At 69.5% G+C, this 21,401-nt stretch carries 19 protein-coding genes and 1 pseudogene; 5 read left to right on the forward strand and 15 right to left on the reverse strand.

Going from position 1 to position 21,401, the window contains the following annotated elements:
* Window positions 1-55: 55 nt before the first annotated feature.
* Window positions 56-1,462 carry an MFS transporter gene (locus tag ACIBEJ_RS16455; RefSeq protein ID WP_397183559.1) on the reverse strand — a complete coding sequence of 469 codons (1,407 nt, stop codon included), beginning with the start codon at window positions 1,460-1,462 and terminating at the stop codon, window positions 56-58.
* Window positions 1,463-1,549: 87 nt separating this feature from the next.
* On the opposite strand from ACIBEJ_RS16455, the gene ACIBEJ_RS16460 reads away from it, so the two are divergent.
* Window positions 1,550-1,951, forward strand: coding sequence for a MarR family winged helix-turn-helix transcriptional regulator (locus tag ACIBEJ_RS16460; RefSeq protein ID WP_397183560.1), 402 nt, complete (start codon window positions 1,550-1,552; stop codon window positions 1,949-1,951).
* On the opposite strand, the gene ACIBEJ_RS16465 is transcribed toward ACIBEJ_RS16460, so the two are convergent.
* From ACIBEJ_RS16465 to ACIBEJ_RS16500, 8 genes are all read right to left on the reverse strand, one after another.
* Window positions 1,938-2,096, reverse strand: coding sequence for a hypothetical protein (locus tag ACIBEJ_RS16465; protein WP_397183561.1), 159 nt, complete (start codon window positions 2,094-2,096; stop codon window positions 1,938-1,940). The genes ACIBEJ_RS16460 and ACIBEJ_RS16465 overlap by 14 nt on opposite strands.
* 65 nt (window positions 2,097-2,161) lie before the next feature.
* A complete protein-coding gene (locus tag ACIBEJ_RS16470) occupies window positions 2,162-2,440 on the reverse strand; it encodes a hypothetical protein (RefSeq protein WP_397183562.1) in 279 nt (92 codons plus the stop codon).
* 99 nt (window positions 2,441-2,539) lie between these two features.
* Window positions 2,540-3,811 (reverse strand): thymidine phosphorylase, encoded by a 1,272-nt coding sequence (locus ACIBEJ_RS16475; RefSeq protein ID WP_397184316.1) that lies wholly within the window; start codon window positions 3,809-3,811, stop codon window positions 2,540-2,542.
* Complete coding sequence (locus tag ACIBEJ_RS16480; protein ID WP_397183563.1) at window positions 3,811-4,206, reverse strand: cytidine deaminase; 396 nt, start codon at window positions 4,204-4,206, stop codon at window positions 3,811-3,813. The genes ACIBEJ_RS16475 and ACIBEJ_RS16480 overlap by 1 nt, the downstream gene beginning before the upstream one ends.
* Complete coding sequence (locus ACIBEJ_RS16485; RefSeq protein WP_397183564.1) at window positions 4,206-5,486, reverse strand: ABC transporter permease; 1,281 nt, start codon at window positions 5,484-5,486, stop codon at window positions 4,206-4,208. The genes ACIBEJ_RS16480 and ACIBEJ_RS16485 overlap by 1 nt, the downstream gene beginning before the upstream one ends.
* A complete protein-coding gene (locus ACIBEJ_RS16490) occupies window positions 5,483-6,622 on the reverse strand; it encodes an ABC transporter permease (protein ID WP_397183565.1) in 1,140 nt (379 codons plus the stop codon). The genes ACIBEJ_RS16485 and ACIBEJ_RS16490 overlap by 4 nt, the downstream gene beginning before the upstream one ends.
* On the reverse strand, window positions 6,622-8,211 hold the full coding sequence (locus tag ACIBEJ_RS16495; protein ID WP_397183566.1) for an ABC transporter ATP-binding protein: 1,590 nt from the start codon (window positions 8,209-8,211) through the stop codon (window positions 6,622-6,624). The genes ACIBEJ_RS16490 and ACIBEJ_RS16495 overlap by 1 nt, the downstream gene beginning before the upstream one ends.
* A gap of 95 nt (window positions 8,212-8,306) precedes the next feature.
* Window positions 8,307-9,368 (reverse strand): BMP family protein, encoded by a 1,062-nt coding sequence (locus ACIBEJ_RS16500; RefSeq protein WP_397183567.1) that lies wholly within the window; start codon window positions 9,366-9,368, stop codon window positions 8,307-8,309.
* A 269-nt stretch (window positions 9,369-9,637) separates the two neighbouring features.
* Between ACIBEJ_RS16500 and ACIBEJ_RS16505 the strand changes: the two genes are divergently transcribed.
* On the forward strand, window positions 9,638-11,515 hold the full coding sequence (locus ACIBEJ_RS16505; RefSeq protein WP_397183568.1) for a Xaa-Pro dipeptidyl-peptidase: 1,878 nt from the start codon (window positions 9,638-9,640) through the stop codon (window positions 11,513-11,515).
* A 236-nt stretch (window positions 11,516-11,751) separates the two neighbouring features.
* Here the strand turns inward: ACIBEJ_RS16505 and ACIBEJ_RS16510 are convergent, their stop codons facing one another.
* Window positions 11,752-12,975: a M20 family metallopeptidase gene (locus tag ACIBEJ_RS16510; RefSeq protein WP_397183569.1), complete on the reverse strand. Its 1,224-nt coding sequence runs from the start codon at window positions 12,973-12,975 to the stop codon at window positions 11,752-11,754.
* Window positions 12,976-13,455: 480 nt separating this feature from the next.
* Here ACIBEJ_RS16510 and ACIBEJ_RS16515 point away from each other — a divergent pair, with 480 nt between their 5' ends.
* Entirely contained in the window at window positions 13,456-14,808 is a 1,353-nt protein-coding gene (locus ACIBEJ_RS16515; protein WP_397183570.1) for a peptide ligase PGM1-related protein, read from the forward strand.
* Here the strand turns inward: ACIBEJ_RS16515 and ACIBEJ_RS16520 are convergent.
* The gene (locus ACIBEJ_RS16520; protein ID WP_397183571.1) at window positions 14,805-15,002 is read right to left on the reverse strand and encodes an SCO4848 family membrane protein; all 198 of its coding nucleotides are present in this window, start codon (window positions 15,000-15,002) and stop codon (window positions 14,805-14,807) included. The two genes, ACIBEJ_RS16515 and ACIBEJ_RS16520, sit on opposite strands and share 4 nt — an antisense overlap.
* 83 nt (window positions 15,003-15,085) lie before the next feature.
* On the opposite strand from ACIBEJ_RS16520, the gene ACIBEJ_RS16525 reads away from it, so the two are divergent.
* Entirely contained in the window at window positions 15,086-16,207 is a 1,122-nt protein-coding gene (locus ACIBEJ_RS16525) for a D-alanyl-D-alanine carboxypeptidase family protein (protein WP_397183572.1), read from the forward strand.
* On the opposite strand, the gene ACIBEJ_RS16530 is transcribed toward ACIBEJ_RS16525, so the two are convergent.
* From ACIBEJ_RS16530 to ACIBEJ_RS16540, 3 genes are all read right to left on the reverse strand, one after another.
* Entirely contained in the window at window positions 16,204-16,809 is a 606-nt protein-coding gene (locus tag ACIBEJ_RS16530; protein WP_397183573.1) for a TetR/AcrR family transcriptional regulator, read from the reverse strand. The genes ACIBEJ_RS16525 and ACIBEJ_RS16530 overlap by 4 nt on opposite strands.
* A gap of 35 nt (window positions 16,810-16,844) precedes the next feature.
* Window positions 16,845-17,789 carry a YihY/virulence factor BrkB family protein gene (locus ACIBEJ_RS16535; RefSeq protein ID WP_397183574.1) on the reverse strand — a complete coding sequence of 315 codons (945 nt, stop codon included), beginning with the start codon at window positions 17,787-17,789 and terminating at the stop codon, window positions 16,845-16,847.
* Between the two features lie 150 nt (window positions 17,790-17,939).
* A complete protein-coding gene (locus tag ACIBEJ_RS16540) occupies window positions 17,940-19,154 on the reverse strand; it encodes an amidohydrolase family protein (protein ID WP_397183575.1) in 1,215 nt (404 codons plus the stop codon).
* A gap of 62 nt (window positions 19,155-19,216) precedes the next feature.
* Between ACIBEJ_RS16540 and ACIBEJ_RS16545 the strand changes: the two genes are divergently transcribed.
* Window positions 19,217-19,723, forward strand: a complete 507-nt coding sequence (locus tag ACIBEJ_RS16545; protein ID WP_397183576.1) for a MarR family winged helix-turn-helix transcriptional regulator — start codon at window positions 19,217-19,219, stop codon at window positions 19,721-19,723.
* Window positions 19,724-19,938: 215 nt separating this feature from the next.
* Here the strand turns inward: ACIBEJ_RS16545 and ACIBEJ_RS16550 are convergent.
* Window positions 19,939-21,003 (reverse strand): annotated as a pseudogene (locus ACIBEJ_RS16550) (ATP-binding protein); the annotation flags it as partial.
* Window positions 21,004-21,401: the final 398 nt, after the last annotated feature.

Here is a 21,401-nt window from a genome sequence, read left to right on the forward strand (position 1 = left end):
GGTTTATGCCCAGCGAAGGGGCCCCGCACCCGGCGGGGCCCCTTCGGTAACCGGATCAGACGGTCTCGTACACCTTGGCCTCGTCGGCCGCGACCGCGGGCGCCCGGCGCACCCGCAGGCCGGTCAGCGCGATGCCGAGCCCGACCACGCCCAGGACGAGCGAGACCACGATCGCGCCGCGCAGCGCCTCGATGGACAGGGTGCCGCCCGAGGTGAGCACCGCGGTGACGACGGCGAGCACGACCGCGCCGCCGACCTGGCCGGAGGTGTTGAGCAGGCCGGAGGCCAGCCCCTGCTCGTCGTCGTGGACGCCGTTGGTCGCCTGGATGTTGAGCGACGGGAACGACAGCGCGAACGCGATGCCGAGCAGGACCATGCCGGGCAGCACCATCCCGAGCACGCTGGGCGCGGTGGAGATGCCGACCCAGAAGAAGGCGTATCCGGCGGCCAGCGCGGCCGACCCGATCGTGATCAGGCGGGCGGTGCCGAAGCGGTCGGCGAAGTCGCCCATCTTGGTCGAGGTGAGCGCGACCAGGATTCCGGCGGGCAGGAAGGCCAGCGCGGTCTCCATGGCCGACCACTTGAGCAGGTTCTGGAAGTACTGCATGGCGACGAACTGGAAGCCGACGTAGGAGCCGAACAGGATCACCAGTCCGAGGTTGGCCCTGACGATGGGGCCGGAGCGCAGGATGCCGAGCCGTACCAGCGGGTGCTTCATCCGCAGTTCGGCGAAGACGAACAGGCCGAGCAGCAGGACGGCGACGGCGAGCGAGCCGAGCGTGCGCAGCGAGGTCCAGCCGGCCTCGGGCGCCTGCACGACGGTGAAGACGAGCAGCAGCATGGAGGCGGTGATCAGCACGGCGCCGATCAGGTCGTGGCCGCCCTCCGCTCGCTCCTCCTTCACCTTGGGCAGCACCTTCAGCGCGGCAACCAGCGCGATGATCGCGACCGGCACCGGCATCAGGAACGTCCAGCGCCAGCCCAGCTCGGTGAGCACACCGGACAACACGAGTCCCAGCGAGAAGCCGCTGGCCCCGGAGGCGGTGAACACGCTCAGCGCCTTGTTGCGCCGCGGCCCCTCGGGGAACGTCGTCGTGATGATCGACAAGGCGGCGGGCGCGGTGAACGCCGCGCTCACGCCCTTCACAAAACGGGCGGCGATCAGCAGGGCGCCGTCGTCGACGATGCCGCCCAGGAGGGAGGCCACCGCGAAGACGCCCAAGGCGACCAGGAACACCCTGCGCCGCCCAAGCAGGTCAGCCGTCCTGCCGCCAAGAAGCAGAAGACCGCCGTATCCGAGCACGTATCCGCTGACAACCCATTGCAGAGAAGAAGTAGAGAGCCCCAGGTCGTTCTGGATGGCGGGCAGGGCCACGCCGACCATCGACACGTCGAGGGCATCGAGGAAGATCACTGCGCAGAGCACGGTGAGCGCGCCCCAACGGGCAGAGGTAGTGGACATGGGACGGAACACTACATGCATCTGCATTGAATGCAACAGCATTTAATTCCGTTGCATGAGATTTAGCGGGATGGTAACCTCCGCGTCATGGACGAGGAGTTCGTGGTCGGGACCTGGCACTACGTCCTGGCGAAACACGCGAAGGCCATGTGCTCACTGGAGCGCGAGCTCGGCGAGAAGCACGACCTGGGCGCCAGTGAGTTCGAGGTGCTCGACCGCATGATCCGCCACGAGGACAAGCTGCGCGTCCAGCAGCTCTGCGGCGAGGTCCACCTCAGCCAGAGCGCGCTCTCCCGGGTGATCGCCCGCCTGGAGAAGGCGCACCTGGTCACCCGCCACGTCTGCGACGTGGACCGGCGGGGCGTCTTCGTGAAGATCACGGAGGAGGGCCGCAGGCGTCACGCCGAGGCCCTGCCCACGCAGCGCGCCGTGCTCCAGGACATCTTCGCCGACACCCCGGCCCCGGCCGCCCAGCTCAGCGCACGATGAAGCCGCGCCAGACGACCAGCCTGCGGTGCAGCACCGGCCACTCGCCGCTCCTGATGCCCCGCAGGGCCAGGGCCAGCGGGATGAGCGCGACGGCGGCGGCGATGACGACGCCCATGATCAGCATGAACAGGTGCTCGACGGCCATGACTCGACCTTTCTAGTTGAAAGTTTAACTAGAAAGCGTGAACACCCGCGGCCGCCCGCTTATTTCTAGGTGATGACGCAGTTGTCGGCGCCGAGCTGGCTGTTCCACAGGAACGTCCAGCCGCACTTGTAGTCCCCGGCCGCGTAGCCGAAGCGGATGGTGACCGTCGTGCCGCTGTAGCCGTCGCAGCCGCCGGCGTTCACCTTGTAGGTGCCGTTGGCGTTCAGGGTGCGCCCGCCGGAGAAGCACACGGCGTCGCTGGCGGCCGCCTGGGCCGGCACGGCGGACAGCATGGCGGTGAGCGCCGCCGCGCTCAGGGCGGCGGCCAGGCTGGAAGCTTTCATGGTGCTCCTTCCCATCGTGCGCCGAGAGGGTCAGAGCCACGGTAACGAGGGACGGGTGACGCCGCCCATAGGCATCCGTCACCCGTCGATGTGCAAACCTCACACGATCCGGCCGATGATCAGCGGGAGCTGCTCCTCGCCGGAGGGGCCCACCGCGTAGCCGCCCTCCAGCGCCTCCAGGGCGCGGGCGAAGCGGGCCGTCTCGTCGGCGTGCAGCGTCATCAGGGGCTGTCCCGCCCGGACCAGATCGCCCGGCTTGGCGTGCAGCGTGATGCCCGCGCCGAAGGAGACCGGGTCCTCCTGGCGGGCCCTGCCCGCGCCCAGCCGCCAGGCGGCCAGGCCCACCGCGTACGCGTCCAGCCGCGTCAGGACACCGGACTCCGGCGCCTCGACCGTCATCGTCTCGGCGGCCTTCGGCAGGATCGCGTCGGGGTCGCCGCCCTGGGCGGAGATCATGCGGCGCCAGGCGTCCATGGCCGAGCCGTCCTTCAGCGCCTGCTCGGGGTCCTTGCCGGTGATCCCGGCGGCCTCCAGCATCTCGCGGGCCAGCCGTACCGTCAGCTCGACCACGTCGGACGGCCCGCCGCCCGCCAGGACCTCGACCGACTCCTCGACCTCCAGCGCGTTGCCCACCGCCAGGCCCAGCGGGCGGTCCATGGCGGTCAGCAGCGCCACGGTACGCACCCCGGCGTCGGTGCCCAGCGCGACCATGGTCTCGGCCAGTTCCCTGGCACGCTCCACCGTCTTCATGAACGCCCCGGAGCCCACCTTCACGTCCAGGACCAGCGAGCCCGTGCCCTCGGCGATCTTCTTGGACATGATGGACGAGGCGATCAGCGGGATCGACTCGACCGTGCCGGTGACGTCGCGCAGGGCGTACAGCTTCTTGTCGGCGGGCGCGAGGCCGGTGCCGGCGGCGCAGATGACCGCGCCGACGCCGCGCAGGACGGCCAGCATCTCCTCGTTCGACAGCGACGCCCGCCAGCCGGGGATCGACTCCAGCTTGTCGAGCGTGCCGCCGGTGTGGCCGAGGCCCCGTCCCGACAACTGCGGAACGTACGCGCCGCAGGCGGCCACCAGCGGCGCCAGCGGCAGCGTGATCTTGTCACCGACGCCGCCGGTCGAGTGCTTGTCGGCGGTCGGTCGGTCCAGCATCGACCAGTCCATCCGCTCGCCGGAGCGGATCATCGCCTGCGTCCACTCGGCGATCTCGCGGCGGTCCATGCCGTTGAGCAGGATGGCCATGGCCAGCGCCGACATCTGCTCGTGGGCGACCTCGCCCCGGGTGTAGGCGTCGATCACCCAGTCGATCTGCGCGGTGCTCAGCTCGCGGCCGTCGCGCTTGGCGACGATGACCTCGATGGCGTCCATCATGCTCCCTTGGTCAGGTCGTCGGGTCCGAAGGCGTACGGCAGGAGCACCGCCATGCGCCTGGGGCCGTCGGGGGTCTCGACCAGGAGGTCGTCGCCGCCGAACTCGTACAGGAGCTGACGGCAGCGTCCGCACGGCATGAGCAGCTCGCCGTGGCCGTCCACGCAGGTGAAGGCGACCAGCCTGCCGCCGCCCGAGGCGTGCAGCGCCGAGACGAGGCCGCACTCCGCGCACAGGCTGAGACCGTAGGAGGCGTTCTCGACGTTGCAGCCGGTCACGACGCGGCCGTCGGCCACCACGGCGGCGGCGCCCACCGGGAACTTGGAGTAGGGCGCGTAGGCGTTGCGCATCGAGGCCCGCGCCTCGTCGCGCAGGCCGTCCCAGTCGATGTCCATCAGTGCTGTTCCCCCCGGCGGTACCGCACGCCGTCGGCCTTGGGCATGCGCAGGCGCTGCGAGGCGACCAGGAGCACGAGCAGGGTCAGGACGTGCGGGGTGATGTAGACGAACTCGTTCGGCAGCTTGTCGATGACCATCCACAGCCAGATGAGGACCAGGGCGCCGGCTGCCGCGCCCGCCATGATCGTGTAGTCCTTGGTGGTACGGCCGGCCAGCTCGGCCGGCTGCCCGGACCGCGTCATCACCCGGACCTTGTTGCCCAGGTAGATGAGCAGCAGGATCGCGCCGAACAGGAAGAAGGAGGTGATCGCCCCCGAACTGCGCAGTTGCAGACCGTCGGCGTAGCCGAACAGCGAGGCGCCCGCCGCGAGCCCGCCGGGCCGCCAGTTACCGAAGATCATGGCGGCGAGACCGATGAAGCCGCGTCCCTGCGTCTGGCCCTCGACGTACTTGGTGGTGACGAAGACCAGGAAGACGCCGCCCAGCCCGGCGAACGCGCCGGAGATGACCACCGCGACGTACTTGAGCCGGTAGACGTTGACGCCGAGCGACTCGGCCGCCCACGGGTTCTCGCCCACCGAGCGCAGGCGCAGGCCGAAGGCCGTGTGCCAGAGCACGTAGAAGGTCAGCGGGATCATCACCACGGCCAGGATGACCAGGACGCTGACGTCGCGGGTGAGCCCGCCGAGGATGCCGGCCAGGTCGGAGATCAGGAACCAGTGGGTCCGCTCCAGCCAGCCGAACACGTCGGTCTGGTCCGACAGGAACGGCAGGCTCCCCTCCCACGCCTTGCCCGACATGGCGGGCGAGGTGGTGATGCCGGCGCCGGCCTCGGCCGCCGCGGAGCCCTCCTTGTACAGGACCTCCGACAGGAACCGGGTGATGCCGGGACCGAGCAGGTTGATGGCCACGCCGCTGATGATGTGGTCGACGCCGAAGGTGACGGTCGCGATCGCGTGGATCAGCCCGCCCAGAGCCCCGGCGAGGAGACCGGCCACGACGGCGGCCAGCGGCCCCCACTGGTATCCGGCCCAGCCGGCGAACCACGTGCCGAGCACCATCATGCCTTCGAGACCGATGTTGACCACGCCCGCGCGCTCGGCCCACAGGCCGCCGAGCCCGGCCAGCCCGATCGGCACGGCCAGCCCGAGCGCCGCGGCGAACGTGCCGGAGGAGGTGATGTCGTTGTGCCCGGAGATCACCCTGACCAGCGACATCGCCAGGATGAGCAGGGCGACGCCGATCAGCGCGAGGTGGTATTTGCGGACCCTTGTCATGCTGCCACCTCAACGGGCTTGTCGGTGCCGAGCTGGCGGGCGGCCCGCCGTTCCTCAGAGCGCAGCGCCATCCGGTTGGTGACCTCGTTGAAGACGACCACCAGGAGGACGATGACGCCCTGCATGATGACGATCACGCTGGGCGGCACGTTCGCGAACTGCAGCGGCCCCTGCGCGCGGTCGAGGAAGCCGAACAGCAGCGCGGCGACCGCGATGCCCACGGGCTTGTTGCGCCCGAGCAGCGCCACGGCGATGCCGAGGAAGCCCAGTCCGGGGGTGAAGTTCGAGTTGTACGCGTGCGTCGACCCGAGGATCTCCGGCATGCCGATCAGCCCGGCGATCGCCCCGGACAGCACCATGGCCGAGATGACCATCTTCTTGGGGTTGACGCCGGAGGCGAGGGCGGCGGAGGCGTTCAGGCCGCTGGCCTTGACGTCGAAGCCGAACCGGGTGCGCTCCAGCAGCAGCCACAGGCCGACGCCGAGCAGGATCGCCACGACCAGGAAGCCCCACAGGCCGCCGCCGCGGGGGGCGGGCAGGCCGAGCATCTCGAAGACGAAGTTCAGGTTGGGGAACCAGGCCGACTCCGGCAGGGGCGGCGTCGAGATGGTGAGCTGTCCCTCCGGCTTGGGACCGGTGAACGGGCCGCGTACCAGGAAGGCGGCGAGGTTGATCGCGATGTAGTTGAGCATGATCGTGGCGATCACCTCGTTCACCCCGCGGCTGACCTTCATGACCGCCGGGATCAGCGCGTACAGGCCGCCGACGGCCGCCGCCACGATGATGATCACCGGGATCTGGATCCAGGCGGGCGCCACGAACGTGGAGCCGACGAAGGCGGCCACGACCGCCGCGAGCCGGTACTGGCCCTCGACGCCGATGTTGAAGAGGTTCATGCGGAAGCCGACCGCCACCGCGAGGCCCGCGATGAACAACGGCACCGCACGGTTGATCATGGTCGTGATACCGTTGACCACGGCTCGGGGGGTCTCGCCGAAGTCGAAGAACGCGGCGAAGGCGGCGGCGGGGTTCGCGCCGGCCGCGATGATCGCCACGCTGGAGATCGCGATGGCGAGCACGATGGCGATGACCGCGCCCGTCACGGTCAGCAACGCGCGGTAGAGCCCTGCGGGCATCACATCTCCTCGGTGGCGGTGATGGCGCCGGTCATGTAGCCGCCGAGCCGCTCGGGCGTGACGTCGGACGGGTCGAGGCGGGCGACGAGCCGCCCCCGGTAGATCACGCGCAGCGTGTCGGACAGGCCGATGAGCTCGTCGAGGTCCGCGGAGATCAGCAGTACGGCGAGGCCGGCGGCACGGGCGTCGCGAAGGTGGTCCCAGATGGCGGCCTGCGCGCCCACGTCGACGCCCCGGGTGGGGTGGGCGGCGATGAGGAAGACCGGGTCGCCGCTCATCTCGCGCCCGACGATCAGCTTCTGCTGGTTGCCGCCGGACAGCGCGAGCGCGAGGGTGTCGGCGCCCGGGGTGCGGACGTCGTACTCCTTGATGATGCGCTGCGTGTCGGCCCTGGCCGCGCGGCGGTTGATCCAGATGCCGCTCTTGGCGGGCTTCTGCGTCTGGTGGCCGAGCACCCGGTTCTCCCAGAGGGAGGCTTCCAGGAGCAGGCCCTGGCGGTGGCGGTCCTCGGGGATGTAGGCGATGCCGGACTCGCGGCGCTTGAGGGTTGGCCAGGCGCTGATGTCCTGCTCGGCCAGGATGATCTCGCCGTGGGCCTGGCGGATGCCCATGATGGCCTCGATCAGCTCGGACTGGCCGTTGCCCTCCACGCCCGCGATGCCGAGGATCTCGCCCTTGCGGATCTCGAAGGTGATGTCGTCGAGCAGCAGGCGGCCGCCGCCGGCGCGCAGGGCTTCGGGGCCGATGTTGGCGCGGTAGCCGTCGGCGCCCAGCGTGAGCCCGGTGACCTTGAGCTGGACGGTGTCCGTCACCGTGGACTCGCGGGTCTCCGGGGTGGGCAGCTCGCTGCCGACCATGAGCTCGGCGAGCTGGCGGGCGTTGCTGATCTCGGCGCGTGGCAGCGTGGCCACGGTGGTGCCGCGCCTGATCACGGTGATCGCGTCGGCGATGCCGAGCACCTCGTCGAGCTTGTGGGAGATGAAGATGACGGTGAGGCCGTCGGCCTTGAGCTCGCGCAGGTTGTCGAAGAGCTCGTCGACCTCCTGCGGCACGAGCACCGCCGTGGGCTCGTCGAGGATGAGGATGCGGGCGCCGCGGTAGAGGACCTTGAGGATCTCCACGCGCTGGCGGTCGCCGACGCCGAGGTCCTCGACCAGGCGGTCGGGGTCGACGCGCAGGCCGTGGGCCTCCGACAGCTCGGTGATCCGGGCTCGGGCGCGCGCGGTGTCGAGGCGTCCTGCCCGGGTGGGCTCGGCGCCGAGAACGATGTTCTCCAGCACGGTGAGGTTGTCGGCCAGCATGAAGTGCTGGTGGACCATGCCGATGCCGACGTTGATCGCGTCGCTGGGCGAGCGGAAGCTCACGTCTGTGCCGTTCACCCGGATCTGGCCTTCGTCCGGCTTCTGCATGCCGTAAAGGATCTTCATCAGGGTGGACTTGCCCGCGCCGTTCTCACCGCAGATGGCGTGGACGGTGCCGGGCTGGATGGCGATCCGGATGTCGTGGTTGGCGACGACGCCCGGGAAACGCTTGGTGATGCCCTCCAGCTCGACGGCGGGTTGCGCCGGAGCGAGCGTATCGGAGCTCATGCATGTCTCCAACGAGCCATAGGGATAGAACAAAGGCCCGGGGAGTGGACGGTGGGTCCGCTCCCCGGGCCCTCGACGAGATTTACCTACCCAGGTTACGGCTTGGCCGGAACCTGGATTTCGCCGGAGACGATCTTCTCCCTGGCGGCGTCGATGTCGGCCTTGAGGTCGTCGATCTCGCCGCCGGTGGTGGCCAGGCCCACGCCGTCGACCTTCAGGTCGTAGGTGACGTTGCTGCCACCCTTGGCGCCGCCCTGGAAGGCCTTGATGAACTCGAACACGCCGACGTCGACGCGCTTGATCATCGAGGTCATGATGACCGACTGCAGGTCGGCCTCCTTGACCGTGAGGCGCTGGTCGGAGTCGACGCCGATGGCCTTCTTCTTGGCGGCGGCGGCCGCCTGGAAGACGCCGAGACCGGAGTCGCCGGAGGCGTGGTAGACGATCTCCGCGCCGTCCTGGTACATCTTCTCGGCCGCGACCTTGCCCTTGTCGGGGGCCTTGAAGCCGGAGAAGTCACCGTCGGGGGTGAGGTACTTGATGTCGATCTTGGCGTCGCTCTTGACCGACTTCACGCCGGCCACGAAGCCCGCCTCGAACTTCTTGATCAGGTCGTTCTCGACGCCGCCGACGAAGCCGACGTGGCCGCTCTTGGCCTTGGTCGCCGCGGCGACGCCCGCCAGGTAGGAGCCCTGCTCCTCGGCGAACAGCAGGCCGGTCACGTTCGGCGCGTTGGAGGCGGAGTCAACGACCGCGAACTGGATCTCGGGGTACTCCGTGGCGGCCTTCTTGATGTCCTCGCCATAGGCGAAGCCGACCCCGATGATCGGGTTGTAGCCGGCGTCGGCGAGCTGACGGAGCAGGTCACCGCGGTTGGAGCCGTCGCCCGCCGGGCTCAGTTCCTTGATCTCGGCCTTCAGGTCGGTCTTGGCCTTCTCCAGGCCCGCGTAGGCGGCGTCGTTGAAGGACTTGTCGCCGCGACCGCCGACGTCGAACGCGAGGCCGACCTTGAGCGCCGCACCCTCCTGAGGCGCACCGCTGCTCGGAGCGGTGCTGGCAGTGGTCCCCCCGCCGCCGCCACCGCACGCCGCTGCCGCCAGAAGCATGGCGCCGGCCAGCGTGCCGATCGCCGTCTTGCCGAATCGCTTGCTGAGCAAGGCGACTCCCTTCCATTTCCCCGCCGTCAAACTTCATCGCAGGCGCGAAGAAATGCACGGCAACCCTGCTCGGAAGATAGTTGGTTGACCAGCGCATACCAAACCGTACAGCGCTCCGCAACCGCTCCGTTATCGACATCAGTCGCGTCTGTGACCTGGATCGGGGAGATGAACCTTTGCCCAACTTTTGAGGTTGTCAAGATCTTGCCGATACCCGTCAAGTGGCAGAGATTACGGTCGTAGGTCGTCACACTTCTCTGGAGCCACTCATGCTTCGCAGGACGGCGTTAGCCGTATCGCTGCTGCTCAGCGCGTCGCTGACCGCGACGCCAGCAGCGGCGGACACTCCCACGATCAAGATCGAGAACAACGCGACACAACCTGTCTTCTCGCGGGCCGACGCGATCACCCAGACCGTCTTCGTCGAGGTCGCCGGCACCGACAGCGACGCCGACGGCCAGGCCGACCGGGTCGCCGTCGACATCCTGCGGCCCAAGGAGACCGACCAGGGCCTCAAGGTGCCCGTGATCATGGAGGCCAGCCCCTACTACGCCGGCGGCAACGACGTCGCCAACCACCCCGTCGACGTCGACGAGAACGGCAACCCGCTGCCGAGCACGCTGCGCTCGCTGCTGACCGTGAAGAACGCCGGGCCGTTCGACGGCTACTACGACAACTTCTTCCTGCCCCGCGGCTACGCCATCGCGCTCGTCGAGAACATCGGCAGCGGCCGGGCCACCGGCTGCCCCACCACCGGCGACCCGGCCGAGACGGCGGGTCCGAAGGCCGCCATCGACTGGCTGAACGGCCGCGCCCGCGGCTTCGACGCCGCCGGCAACCCGGTCGCGGCCACCTGGTCCACCGGCAACGTCGGCATGATCGGCACCAGCTACAACGGCACCCTGCCCAACGCCGTGGCGACCACCGGCGTCCAGGGACTCAAGACGATCGTGCCGATCGCCGCGATCTCCTCCTGGTACGACTACTACCGCGCCAACGGCGGCGTCCTCGCGCCGGGCGGTTACCAGGGCGAGGACGCCGACGTGCTGGCCCGCTACGTCCTGACCAGGCAGAACGGTCAGGCGGTCTGCGGCGGCCTGATGGACCGCATCGAGGCGGAGCAGGACCGGATCACCGGCGACTACAGCCCGTTCTGGGACGCCCGCAACTACCTCAACGACGTGCGCAAGGTGAAGGCCAGCGTCTTCGTCGCCCACGGCCTCAACGACTGGAACGTCAAGACCAAGCAGGCGGTCCAGTGGTGGAACGCGCTGGCCAAGCAGGGCGTGCCGCGCAAGATCTGGCTGCACCAGGGCACCCACCGCGACCCGTTCAGCCTGCGCGCCAAGGAGTGGCTGCGCCAGCTCCACGGCTGGTTCGACCACTGGCTCTATGACATCGACAGCGGCATCATGCGCGAGCCGCAGGCCGACGTCGAGATCGCGCCCGGCCAGTGGGGCGCTCACGCTTCGTGGCCACTTCCGGGCAGCGCGAACGTCCCGCTGTGGCTGGGCTCGGGCGGCAAGCTCGGGCTGCTGCCCCGGCCGCTGTCCGCGCGCGAGTCGTTCGTGGACCAGAAGTCGCGTACGGCCGAGCAGCTCGTCGACACGGTCCCCGCGGCCGACCCCAACCGCCTGGCCTACCTGACCAAGGAGCTCAGGACCGACGTCCGCATCTCGGGCACGCCCAAGATCTCGCTGCGCGCCTCGTTCACCGGCGGCGCCTCCCCGTACCTGACCGCGCTGCTCGTGGACTTCGGCGCCGACACCCGCCCGACCGGCGCACTCGTGCCGACCGGTGAGACGTGGTGCTACGGGCAGGGGGTGCCCGGCGACACCGGCTGCACCGCGATCCGCACGCACGCCGTGGCCGAGACGCCCTACAAGATCGTCTCCCGGGGCTGGCTGGACGCGCGCAACCGCAACCGCATGGACCGCACCGAACCGCTGCGGCCCGGCGAGGAGTACTCCTTCACCTGGGACTTCCAGCCCCAGGACTACCTGTTCAAGAAGGGCCACAAGCTGGGCGTGGTCATCCTGTCGACCGACTACGACTACACGCTCCGCTATCCGGCGGGGACGAACATCCGGGTCTCGCCGGGACTGAGCTCCCTGCGCCTCCCGGTCGTCTTCGGCTCCCTGAACTGACCGGCCCCTGGTCTTTCTTACGAAAGCCCCGGAAATGACCGTCCGCCCCCTACCGGCCCTGCGCACACCTCACCAGAGCGGGTGCGGCCGTCGCCGGGCCAGGGGGCGGCCGTCACGGCGATCGGCCCGTGCGGCCGACGAGCGTGGAAGTGAGTGCCGCCCGCCGACGTCGGCGGGCGGCGGTTACGTGGGCGGAGCCGTAAAAGAGTTACGTGGGCGGAGCCGTGAGAGATCCGTCAGGCGAGCGAGGAGACGGGACGGATGGGAGCGCCCTCCCACAGGGCGGTGAGGGCGGTGGTGGACATGAAGCGCACGCCGGTGGCGATGGCCGCCTCGTCCACGTCGAAGGTGCCCTGGTGGATGTCGTAGGTGACGCCGTTGTCCGGTGAGCGGGTGCCGAGGCGGGCGAAGGCGCCGGGGATCGACTCCAGGTACCAGGCGAAGTCCTCGCCGCCCAGCGACTGCTGGGTGGGGACGACGCTGGAGCCGCCCAGGGCGCGCTCGGCGGCCTCGGCCAGCATCTCGACGCTGACCTCGTCGTTGACCACGGGCGGGACGCCGCGGTTGTACTCCATCGTGGCCTCGACGCCGTAGGCTCCGGCGACCGACTCCAGCAGGGCCTTGATCAGGTCGGGGGCGGCGTGCCAGGCGTTCTCGTCGAGGCAGCGCACGGTGCCCTCGGCCACGCCGTCGTCGGGGATGGCGTTGGCCGCGGAACCCGCCTCGACCCGGCCCCAGACCAGGCTCAGCGAGGAGCGCGGGTCGACGCGGCGGGAGAGCGCGGCGGGCAGTTCGGTGAGGATCTTGGCCAGCGCGAACACGAGGTCGGCGGTCAGGTGCGGGCGGGCGGTGTGGCCGCCGGGTCCGGAGACGCGGATGAGCAGCCGGTCGCAGGCGCTGGTGATCGGGCCGGACTTCAGCCCGATCTGGCCGACGTCGACGCGCGGGTCGCAGTGCAGGCCGAAGATGCGGTCGACGCCGCTGATGCCGCCGTGGGCCATGACCTCCAGGGCGCCGCCGGGCAGTTCCTCGGCGGGCTGGAAGATGAGGCGGACCCGGCCGGGCAACAGACCGGCCGCGGCCTGCTGGGCCAGGAAGAGCGAGGTGCCGAGCAGGATCGTGGTGTGCACGTCGTGGCCGCAGGCGTGGCAGGCTCCGGGCACGGTCGAGCGGTAGGAGACGTCCTTCTCGTCCTGCAGCGGGAGCGCGTCGATGTCGGCGCGCAGCGCGATCGTCGGACCGTCGCCGCTGCCTACGTCGCAGATCAGGCCGGTGCCACGCGGCAGGACCGAGGGGACCAGGCCGACGGCGCTGAGCCGCTCGGCGATCCGCTGGGTCGTGCGGTATTCGGCGAAGGCGAGTTCAGGATGCATGTGCAGGTCGCGGCGGAACGCCACGAGGTCCTTTTCCGTCCCCGCCAGGAACGCGTCGAGTTCCCCCCGCAGCTCACGTCCCCGCATCGTTCACCGTCCCGTCGAAAAGCGGCATGCGCGCGCCTCTACCCAGCTTCGCACAGCCGATTGCGCTGTTCTTCGTCATTTCTTGCACTGCGGTTGCAGCCGCGTCGCTTGGTGATCAACACCCGATCGGGACGATCATCCGCGGTCTGGGGGTCAGCGGTAGCCGTGCACCCGATGGCGATGCTTCGACTTTATCGCTCCGGGTGGCCTTCTCGTGGACAAGTACACCAAAAGTTGGCCGACGGCATGCCCGTAACCGCAGGTCACCACGCTACGTGACCGGCGGTCCACCCTGGAAATAGTCACAAGGGATCATTAGATGGTGACCCGTTGTCGCTACTTCCAAACTTCTGCGCGCTTTCGAATCCTGTCACCTTCCGGCTTGGTCATGACACTGCCGCGATGGCTGCATTTGCGAGAAATCGGTGTTTCACTCGCAATATGATCACTAATATCCCGTTCGGGGAGAAGCATGCACAGTTGAGCATCTTCGAGCCGAGTGAGGGGACCCTGGTGGTCGTGCCCTCGCTCTCCCTTCCACAGGATGAGCTGCGCCGGATCACCGGCGCGAGGTGCTACGAGGAGCGGCTCCTGTTCCTCCTGCTCACGCTCCGCCGGCCCGGCGTGAAGGTGGTCTACGTCTCCTCCGCCCCGGTGGACCCCGACATCGTCTCCTACTACTTCGGCTTCTTACCCGACCCGGATGACGCCGCCAGGAGACTGACCCTGATCAGCCTCGACGACACCCGCTCCCAGCCGCTGACCAGGACGCTGCTGGCCCGCCCCGAGGCGCTGCGCCGGATACGCGCAGCGATCGACGGCGACGCGTGGATGGTTCCGTTCGTGATGAGCGATCTGGAGGAACGGCTGGCCTCGTCGCTCAACGTGCCCATCTACGGCCCCGCCATGTCCCTGGCCTACTACGGCTCCAAGAGCGGCGCCCGCGAGGTCGGCACGGAGGCCGCGGTGCCCATGGCACGCGGCTTCGGCGACCTGCGCCACCAGGGCGAGATCGAGGACGCGGTCTTCTCCCTGCCCGGCGAGCGCGTGATCGTCAAGCTGAACGACGGCTACTCCGGGCTCGGGAACGCGATCGTCACCAAGAGCGACTGGTCGCGGACGCGCTTCTCCGCCGACGGCGAGACCTGGGAGACCTTCTCCGCCAAGATCTCCGAGCGCGGGGCGGTGGTGGAGGAGTTCATCGAGCACCGGCCGCTGTTCTTCCCCAGCGCGCTGGCCAGGATCACGCCCGGCGGGCACCACGACGTCGTGGCCACCCACGACCAGGTGCTCGGCGGCCCCAACGCCGACGTCTACCAGGGCTGCACGTTCCCGGCCCGCGCCGAGTACCGCCACGAGGTGGGCGAGTCGGCCGCCAGGATCGCCGCGGTCCTGGCCAAGCGCGGCGTGGTGGGACTGTTCGGGATGGACTTCTTCGCGCTGAAGTCCGACTCCGGGTACGCGGCGCTGCTGTGCGAGATCAACCTGCGGATCGGCGGGACCACGCACCCGTTCGGCGCGGCGCTGCTGACCACCGGCGCCACCTACGACCCGGCCACCGGGCTGCTCATGGACGGCTCCCAGCCCAAGTACTACACGGCCACCGACAACTGCTCGGCGGCGTGCCTGCGGGGGCGCACGCCGGGCGAGGTGGTGCGCATGGTGGAGGAGCGCGGGCTCGGGTTCGACGCGGCCCGCCGTACCGGGAACGTGCTGCATCTGCTCGGGGCCATCCCCGAGCACGGCAAGCTGGGGTTCACCTCGATCGGCGACTCACGCCAGGAGGCCGACGAGCTCCACCGCGCCACGCGGCTCGCGCTGTGCGGCGGCTAGCGTGCGCGTCTGAGCCCCTTCCATCCGATGATTCCCACGATCACGGCCAGTACGACGTTCACGGCGATGAGGATGCCGTGCACCACGTAGAAGCTGGTTTTGTGCCCGTCTGCCAGGTTAAACCCAAGGTTGATCCACTCGAAGATCATGAACGCGCCGAGCGCGACCAGGAATCCGGCGATCTTTCGCGACATAACCACTTCTCTAGTATCAGGGGCGGATCATCGGGGGATGTGACCGCACATGGGCAACGACTCGAAGCTACGCTGAGACCGCCATGTGGACGAAACTGGTGCCGGCCACGGCACTCCTCGCGACGGTCACCCTGACCGCATATGCGGGCGCGCCTGCCGGTGCGGCCGTGACTTCCAGCGGCCCGATCGGCGGCGACCGGCTCGGCGGCCGCGGGCTCGTCGTGCCGGACGGCGTCAAGGCGCCGCCCAAGACCAAGGCGACGTCCTTCCTGATCGCCGAGGCGGAGACCGGGCAGGTACTGGCGGCCAAGAACCCCCACGGCCGCTTCCTGCCCGCCAGCACGCTCAAGACGCTGACCGCGCTCACGCTGATCCCCAAGCTGGAGGCGGGCAAGACGGTCAAGCCCAGCGCCAACGCGGTCAACCAGGAGGGTTCCGCGGTGGGCCTGGCGCCCAAGCCGATCTACAAGGTGCACGACCTGTTCCGCGCGCTGATGATGTCCTCGGGCAACGACGCCGCGATGGCGCTGGCCGAGGCCAACGGCGGCCTGGCCAAGACCATGCGGGACATGAACGCCGAGGCCAAGCGCCTGCAGGCCAACGACACCGTCGCCAAGACGCCGAGCGGCCTGGACAAGCCCGGCCAGAGCAGCTCCGCCTACGACCTGGCCCTGATCGCCCGAGCCGGCCTCGCCAACCCCGATTTCAGGCGATATATCAGCACTAAGACCGCCAAATTCCCCGCGCCGAAGAAGTACTACGAGATCAGCAACCACAACAAGCTGCTCTGGCGCTACAAGGGCATGGTCGGCGTCAAGAACGGCTGGACGTCCAAGGCCCTCGGCAGCTTCGTCGGCGCCGCCACCCGCGACGGCCACACGATCATCGTCACGATCATGCGACACGAGGGCTACTTCTGGGAGGAAGTGGAGAAGCTGCTCGACTGGGGCTTCGCCGCCCGCGGCAAGGTCACCCCCGTCGGCCAGCTCGTGGAGCCGCTCCCGGCCCAGCCCGACCCCGTCCAGCAGCAGGCCAGGGCCACCACGCAGCCACCCGCCGCCGCGCCGCTGCTCGACTCGGCCGCCGCCAAGCAGACCGACACGAGCCGGACCGTCGGCCTGGCCGTGATCGGCGGCGGGCTGTTCTTCGGGCTGGTGTGGCTGGGCTTCGGCATCGTCCGCCGGCGCAGCAGGGCCAGGTCCTAGCGCCGGCCCCCGTGCCCGTGCAGGAAGGCGCGCACGCCGGCGACCACGTCCTCCTCGGTCGGCGGGTCGCCCGCCGTCACCAGCAGCATCAGGTGTACGGCGGCGCGTTCCCGGTCACCGTCGCGCAGCAACCCCTGCTCGGCCAGGCGCCCCAGGTGCCCGGCCAGCGTGCGCCGCACCCGGCGCGGCCCGGTCTCCTTCCACGCCTCCACCGCCGCCTCGGGGATGTGCCCGGCCTCGGCGTTGACCTGTCGTACCAGCGCGAAGTGCGCGGCGTGCTCCTCGCCCATCGGCCGGGCGAGGTCCAGGCCGAACTCGACGAGGTCGGCCTCCAGGTCGGTCACCTTGCGCAGGTGCCGGTCGATGATGTCGATCTGCGCCTCGGCCGCCCGCGCCGCGCTCTCCTGGATGACCTCGCGGAAGAGCTCGGCCTTGTCGGTGAAGTGGTTGTAGATGGTACGCGTGGAGACGCCGGCCGCCGCCGCGATCGCGTCGACGCTGGCCCGCGTGTACCCGTCGCGGGCGAACACCGTCAGCGCCCCCGCCAGGATCGCCCGGCGCTTGTCGGCCAGCCCTCCCCGCGGACGCTTCTCCCCCGCCATGCCCGTGCTCCTCACGCCCGATGACAACCAGCGTTTTACCCTAGCGCGTCGCCGTCGCCGTTCGAGGGCAGCGGGGTGGGCGCGGGCGGCGGGGCGAAACCGGTCGTGGAGGTCCAGGCCGCGACATACAGCACCAGCCGGGCGGAGAAGTTGATCCAGATCAGCAGCCCGACCAGCACCGCGAACGTGCCGTAGACCGGGTTGCTCAGCGTGTGGCTCAGCAGCAAAGTGGCCAGTTGCTTGAGCAGCCCGAAGCCGATCGCGCCCAGCAGCGCGCCCTGGGCGATCGCCTTGAACGGCCTGGTCGCCCGCGCCACCCAGCCCAGGATGATCACGAAGAGCAGCCAGTCCGCGGCCACGCTGGCCAGCAACCCGACCAGCCACACCGATCCGGTGGCCACCGGATCGTCCTGCTGCAGTCCCAGCCAGCCGGTGACCTTGCTGGTGGCGGCGGAGGTCAGCACCGCCACCCCGGCCGAGGCCAGCATGGTCACGCCGATCAGCAGCAGCGAGCTCAGGTCGCGCAGCTTGCCGAGGAAGAAGTTCAGCGGCGCGGCCGTGGTCATCGACATCTCCCGCAGCGCCCCGCGCAACGCGTCGACCGCGCCGAGGCCCGCGTACAGCAGACCCAGCAGACCGATGATCCCGGCGGTGGCCTTGGAGCCGGCGATGTCGTCGAGGTTCAGGGCCGGGGCCAGGCCCGGGAGTTGCTCGGCGATCACCTCCTTGAGGGCCGTCTCCAGTTCCGGGCTGGCCGTCAGGACGTAGCCGAACACCGCGTAGGCGAGCGCGATCAGCGGGAAGAACGACAGGAACGCGAAGTAGGTGACCGCGCCCGCCAGCCGGTCGCCGAACTGCAACTGGTAGCGCTGGACCGTCCTGATCAGGTGGTCGGCCGCCGGCCGCCGCACCCGCCAGTGGTCCACGAGCCGCATGGCACGCTCACGCCAGGTCGCGGCCTTCTCGATCAGGTTCGCCATCGTTCGGGAGACTCCAGCGCTCGCAGTGGTCCTCCAAGGCGACTGCCCTGGTGACGGCGGTTGTATCGGCCGCGGACCCGGCGATCAAGTGTCCCACCGCAACGACCAGCTCAGCGGTACGGCCACGCCGCCTCCCTTCCACCCCGGCGATCAGACGGCGACCAGTGCTCCCGCGCGTTTCACCACCCGGCCGGCCACCAGGACGGTCTCGACGGCGCTGGTGTCCGCGTTGAGGACGATCGCGCCGATGGGGTCGCGGGTGCCCGCCATGCCCGGAGTGCCGGTGCGCAGCAGGACGAGGTCGGCCTGCTTGCCCGGCGTCAGCGACCCCACGCTGTCACCCAGCCCGACGGTCTGCGCACCACCCAGCGTCGCCATCCGCAGCACGTCCCGGGTGGTGAAGGCGAGGTTGCCCAGCCCGCGTTCCATCGCGAAGGCCGCCCGCATCAGGCTGAACATGTCACCGGGTCCGCACGTCACCGTGTCGGCACTGAGCGAGACCGGCGCACCCGAGGCGGCCGCCCTGCCGGTGATCGGGTAGCCGATGCCCAACGCCGGTTCGTCGACCGGCGAGACCGAGACGCTGCCGCCGGTGTCGGCGATGAGCTTGAGGTCGTCGCCGGTGTAGTCCACGCCGTGGATGTAGGTGGTGGGCCGCTCCAGCAGGCCGTTCCCTTGCAGGAACTCCAGGGCCCGCCGGGCTCCCTCAGCACCTTGGCTACCCGCGTGAACGGTCACCCGCAGATCCAGGTCACGTGCGAGCCGCCATTCCCACAGGGCGCGTTCCTCACCGGCGATCTCCGGGCCGAGGGCGGCGATCGCCATGCTGAGCCGTCCAGGTGTGCGGAAGTGGGTGTCGCGCACCCGTCGTACCTCCTCGCCTGGATCCTGAGGGTTGTACCCGAGTACAGCTCTGATGCCCGACTCCCGGAGCCCGGCGACCAGGGCGTCGGCGTGGTCCGGGGTGTGCGCCACCTGCGTCCAGTCGAGCAGGGTGGTGATCCCGGCGTCGAGGCATTCGCGGGCTCCGGCCAGGTTGCCCGCGTACACGTCGTCGGGGGTGACCGAGGGCGCCAGCTCACCGAGGACCGTACGGAAATAGTCCTGGATGTCACCATCCGCCACGATCGCGCGGTAAGCGGCCTGCCAGGTGTGCCGATGACTGTCCACGAACCCGGGCAGCACCAGGCGGCCGGTGGCGTCGATGACCTCGACGTCGCCCCCGGCCTCCCAGTCGCCCCCGGCATTCAGGTCCTTGCCGACCGCCACGATGCGCTCGCCGTCGACGAGCACGTCCAGCTCGCCCAGTACGGCCACGGCCGGGTGGGTGTCGATGACGGTCCCGTTGCGAATCAGGATTCTCATGCCAAGAAGCCTATAGAGAAAGCTTTTCGGAAAGCAATATGGTGAGCGGTATCCTCGACCGCGTGGAACATGACGAGGTAGACGCCCTGGCCGCCCGCTGGCAGGCGGCGGGCATGGCGCCCTCCCTCATCGCGGGCCTGGAACTCAGCAAGCGTGCGTCGCGGATCAACGTGCTGTTCGAGCAGGCTCTCAAGGGCGAACTGGCCGCGCTCGGGCTGACCTATGCGGAGTTCGACGTGCTGGCCGCCCTCGCGCGTACGGCGCCGCCGTACCGGATGAAGCCCAGCGAACTGGCCCGATCGCTGATGCTCACGTCCGGCGGAACCAGCAACGTGCTCCAGCGACTGACCACGGCCGGATACGTCGAACGGGCGCCCGACGACGGCGACGGCCGCAGCCGATGGGTACAACTCACCCCGGAAGGCCTGAAACTGGCCACCACAGCCTTGGACACGGCGGCACGCGCCAACACAAACGTGCTCGCCGGAGTCCCCGAGCCCGTGATCCGCCAGGCAGCCGACGCCCTCCGCCAGGTCCTCCTGCAAACCACCCACCGCCGCCTCCGCTAGCCGTTGGGGAGTTGGCCGCTCCCCGGCAAAGGCCCGTGCGCCCGAGCCGTCCAGAGGGCCGAGATGGGCAGGCACGCCATGCCGTCACCGAAGCTGAGCGATTCCTCGCCGCAGTACAGGACGAATCCGGCCCGCATGCGATCCCCCAGCCGCCGCTTGAGCAGCCGCAAACCGCTGAAGTCGTCGCTCCGGACGGTCTCCGCCGCCTTCACCTCGACGCCGACGATCTCTCCGGCGTTGTTCTCGATGACGCCGTCGACCTCGTGCTGATCCCGATCCCGGTAGTGGAACAGTCGCGCCGGGGTCTCCGACCAGGTGAGCTGCTTGCCGATCTCGCTCAACACGAAGTTCTCCATCAGCCCGCCGACGGCCGCGTCGCCCGCGACCCCGCCCATCAGGTACGCGGCCAGGCCGGAGTCCACGAAGGTGACCTTGGGCGTGGCGACCACCCGCCCGGCGGCGCCCGCCGTCCAGGCCGGGATGCGCCGGACCAGGTAGATGGTCTCCAGGATGTCCACATAGTGGCGGACGGTGGGCGCGGAGACGCTGAGTTCGCCGGCCAACCGGTTGTTGCTGAGCAGGCCAGAGGTCTGCGCTGCCAGCAGTGAGAGCAGCTTGCGCATGTCCCCGGCGCGCTCGATGTCGGCCACCTGCTTCACGTCGCGGGAGATGAGGTCCGCGGTGTACCCCTCGAAGAAGCGCGCCCGCCGACGGGCCGCGGGCCTCTTGATCGCTTCCGGGTAGCCGCCTCGGACCGCCCTTTCCACGTAGTCCTTACGCCGCAGTCCGAGCGATTCGACCCGCAGTTCGCTCCCCAGCTCGAACGCGGCATCGACGAACCCGTCCTCGTCGCCGTCGATCTCCCCCTGCGACAGCGGCCAGAGCTCGACCGTCTCCGACCTGCCCGGCAGCGAGTCCGGGAGGCTGCTCAACGCGAGCAACCTGGCGGAACCCGTGAGCAGAAACCGCCCTGGCCGTGGATCCCGGTCGACCACGTGCTTGATCGCGAGCCAGAGATCGGGCACGCGTTGTACCTCGTCGATGAGCATGAGGCCGTCATGGCGGACGAACCGCACGGGGTCGTCGGTGGCCGACGTTCGGGTGACCGGGTCGTCGAGGAAGCGGGCGACGCCGTCGGGCGAGTGCTTCAGTACGCGCTCCGCCAAGGTGCTCTTGCCGACCTGGCGGGCACCGTTGACCACGACCACCCGAGTGTCTTCGAGGGCGTCGTAGACCAGCGACGCTGCCCTCCTGGGCACGTAGTCGACGGCTTCTCGCATGGGGCTACTCTAGCGGCTGACTTTCGATCTGCCGTGCGGGTGACTTTCAATCTGCCGTGGCTCGGGCTTTCGATCTGCCGTGGCTATGGCTTTCGATCTGCCGGATCCTCGGCTTTCGATCTGCCGAGCCGGTCGGTGGCGGTCTGCCGGCTGGCGTTGGATCTGCTGGGCTCGGGCGGCCGTTGATCTGGGTCCGACGCCTGGCTCGCACTGCCTCCTTGGGCCGAATAGCCTGATCCGCTCGTGTTGCCTCGGGGGCGGGCGATCTGGCCTGCTTATCCTTTGTCTGGGGCTCCGGGCGACGTGGCGGCGCGAGCTCCAAGGAGGCGTGCGAGCGGAGCGAGTTCCTTGTTGCCCGGGTAGGGTCCAACCGGGCAACGGGCGGGCCTCAGGAAGAG

Origin of the sequence: Nonomuraea sp. NPDC050790 (genome assembly GCF_044456745.1) — a bacterium.
Classification (GTDB): Bacteria; Actinomycetota; Actinomycetes; order Streptosporangiales; family Streptosporangiaceae; genus Nonomuraea.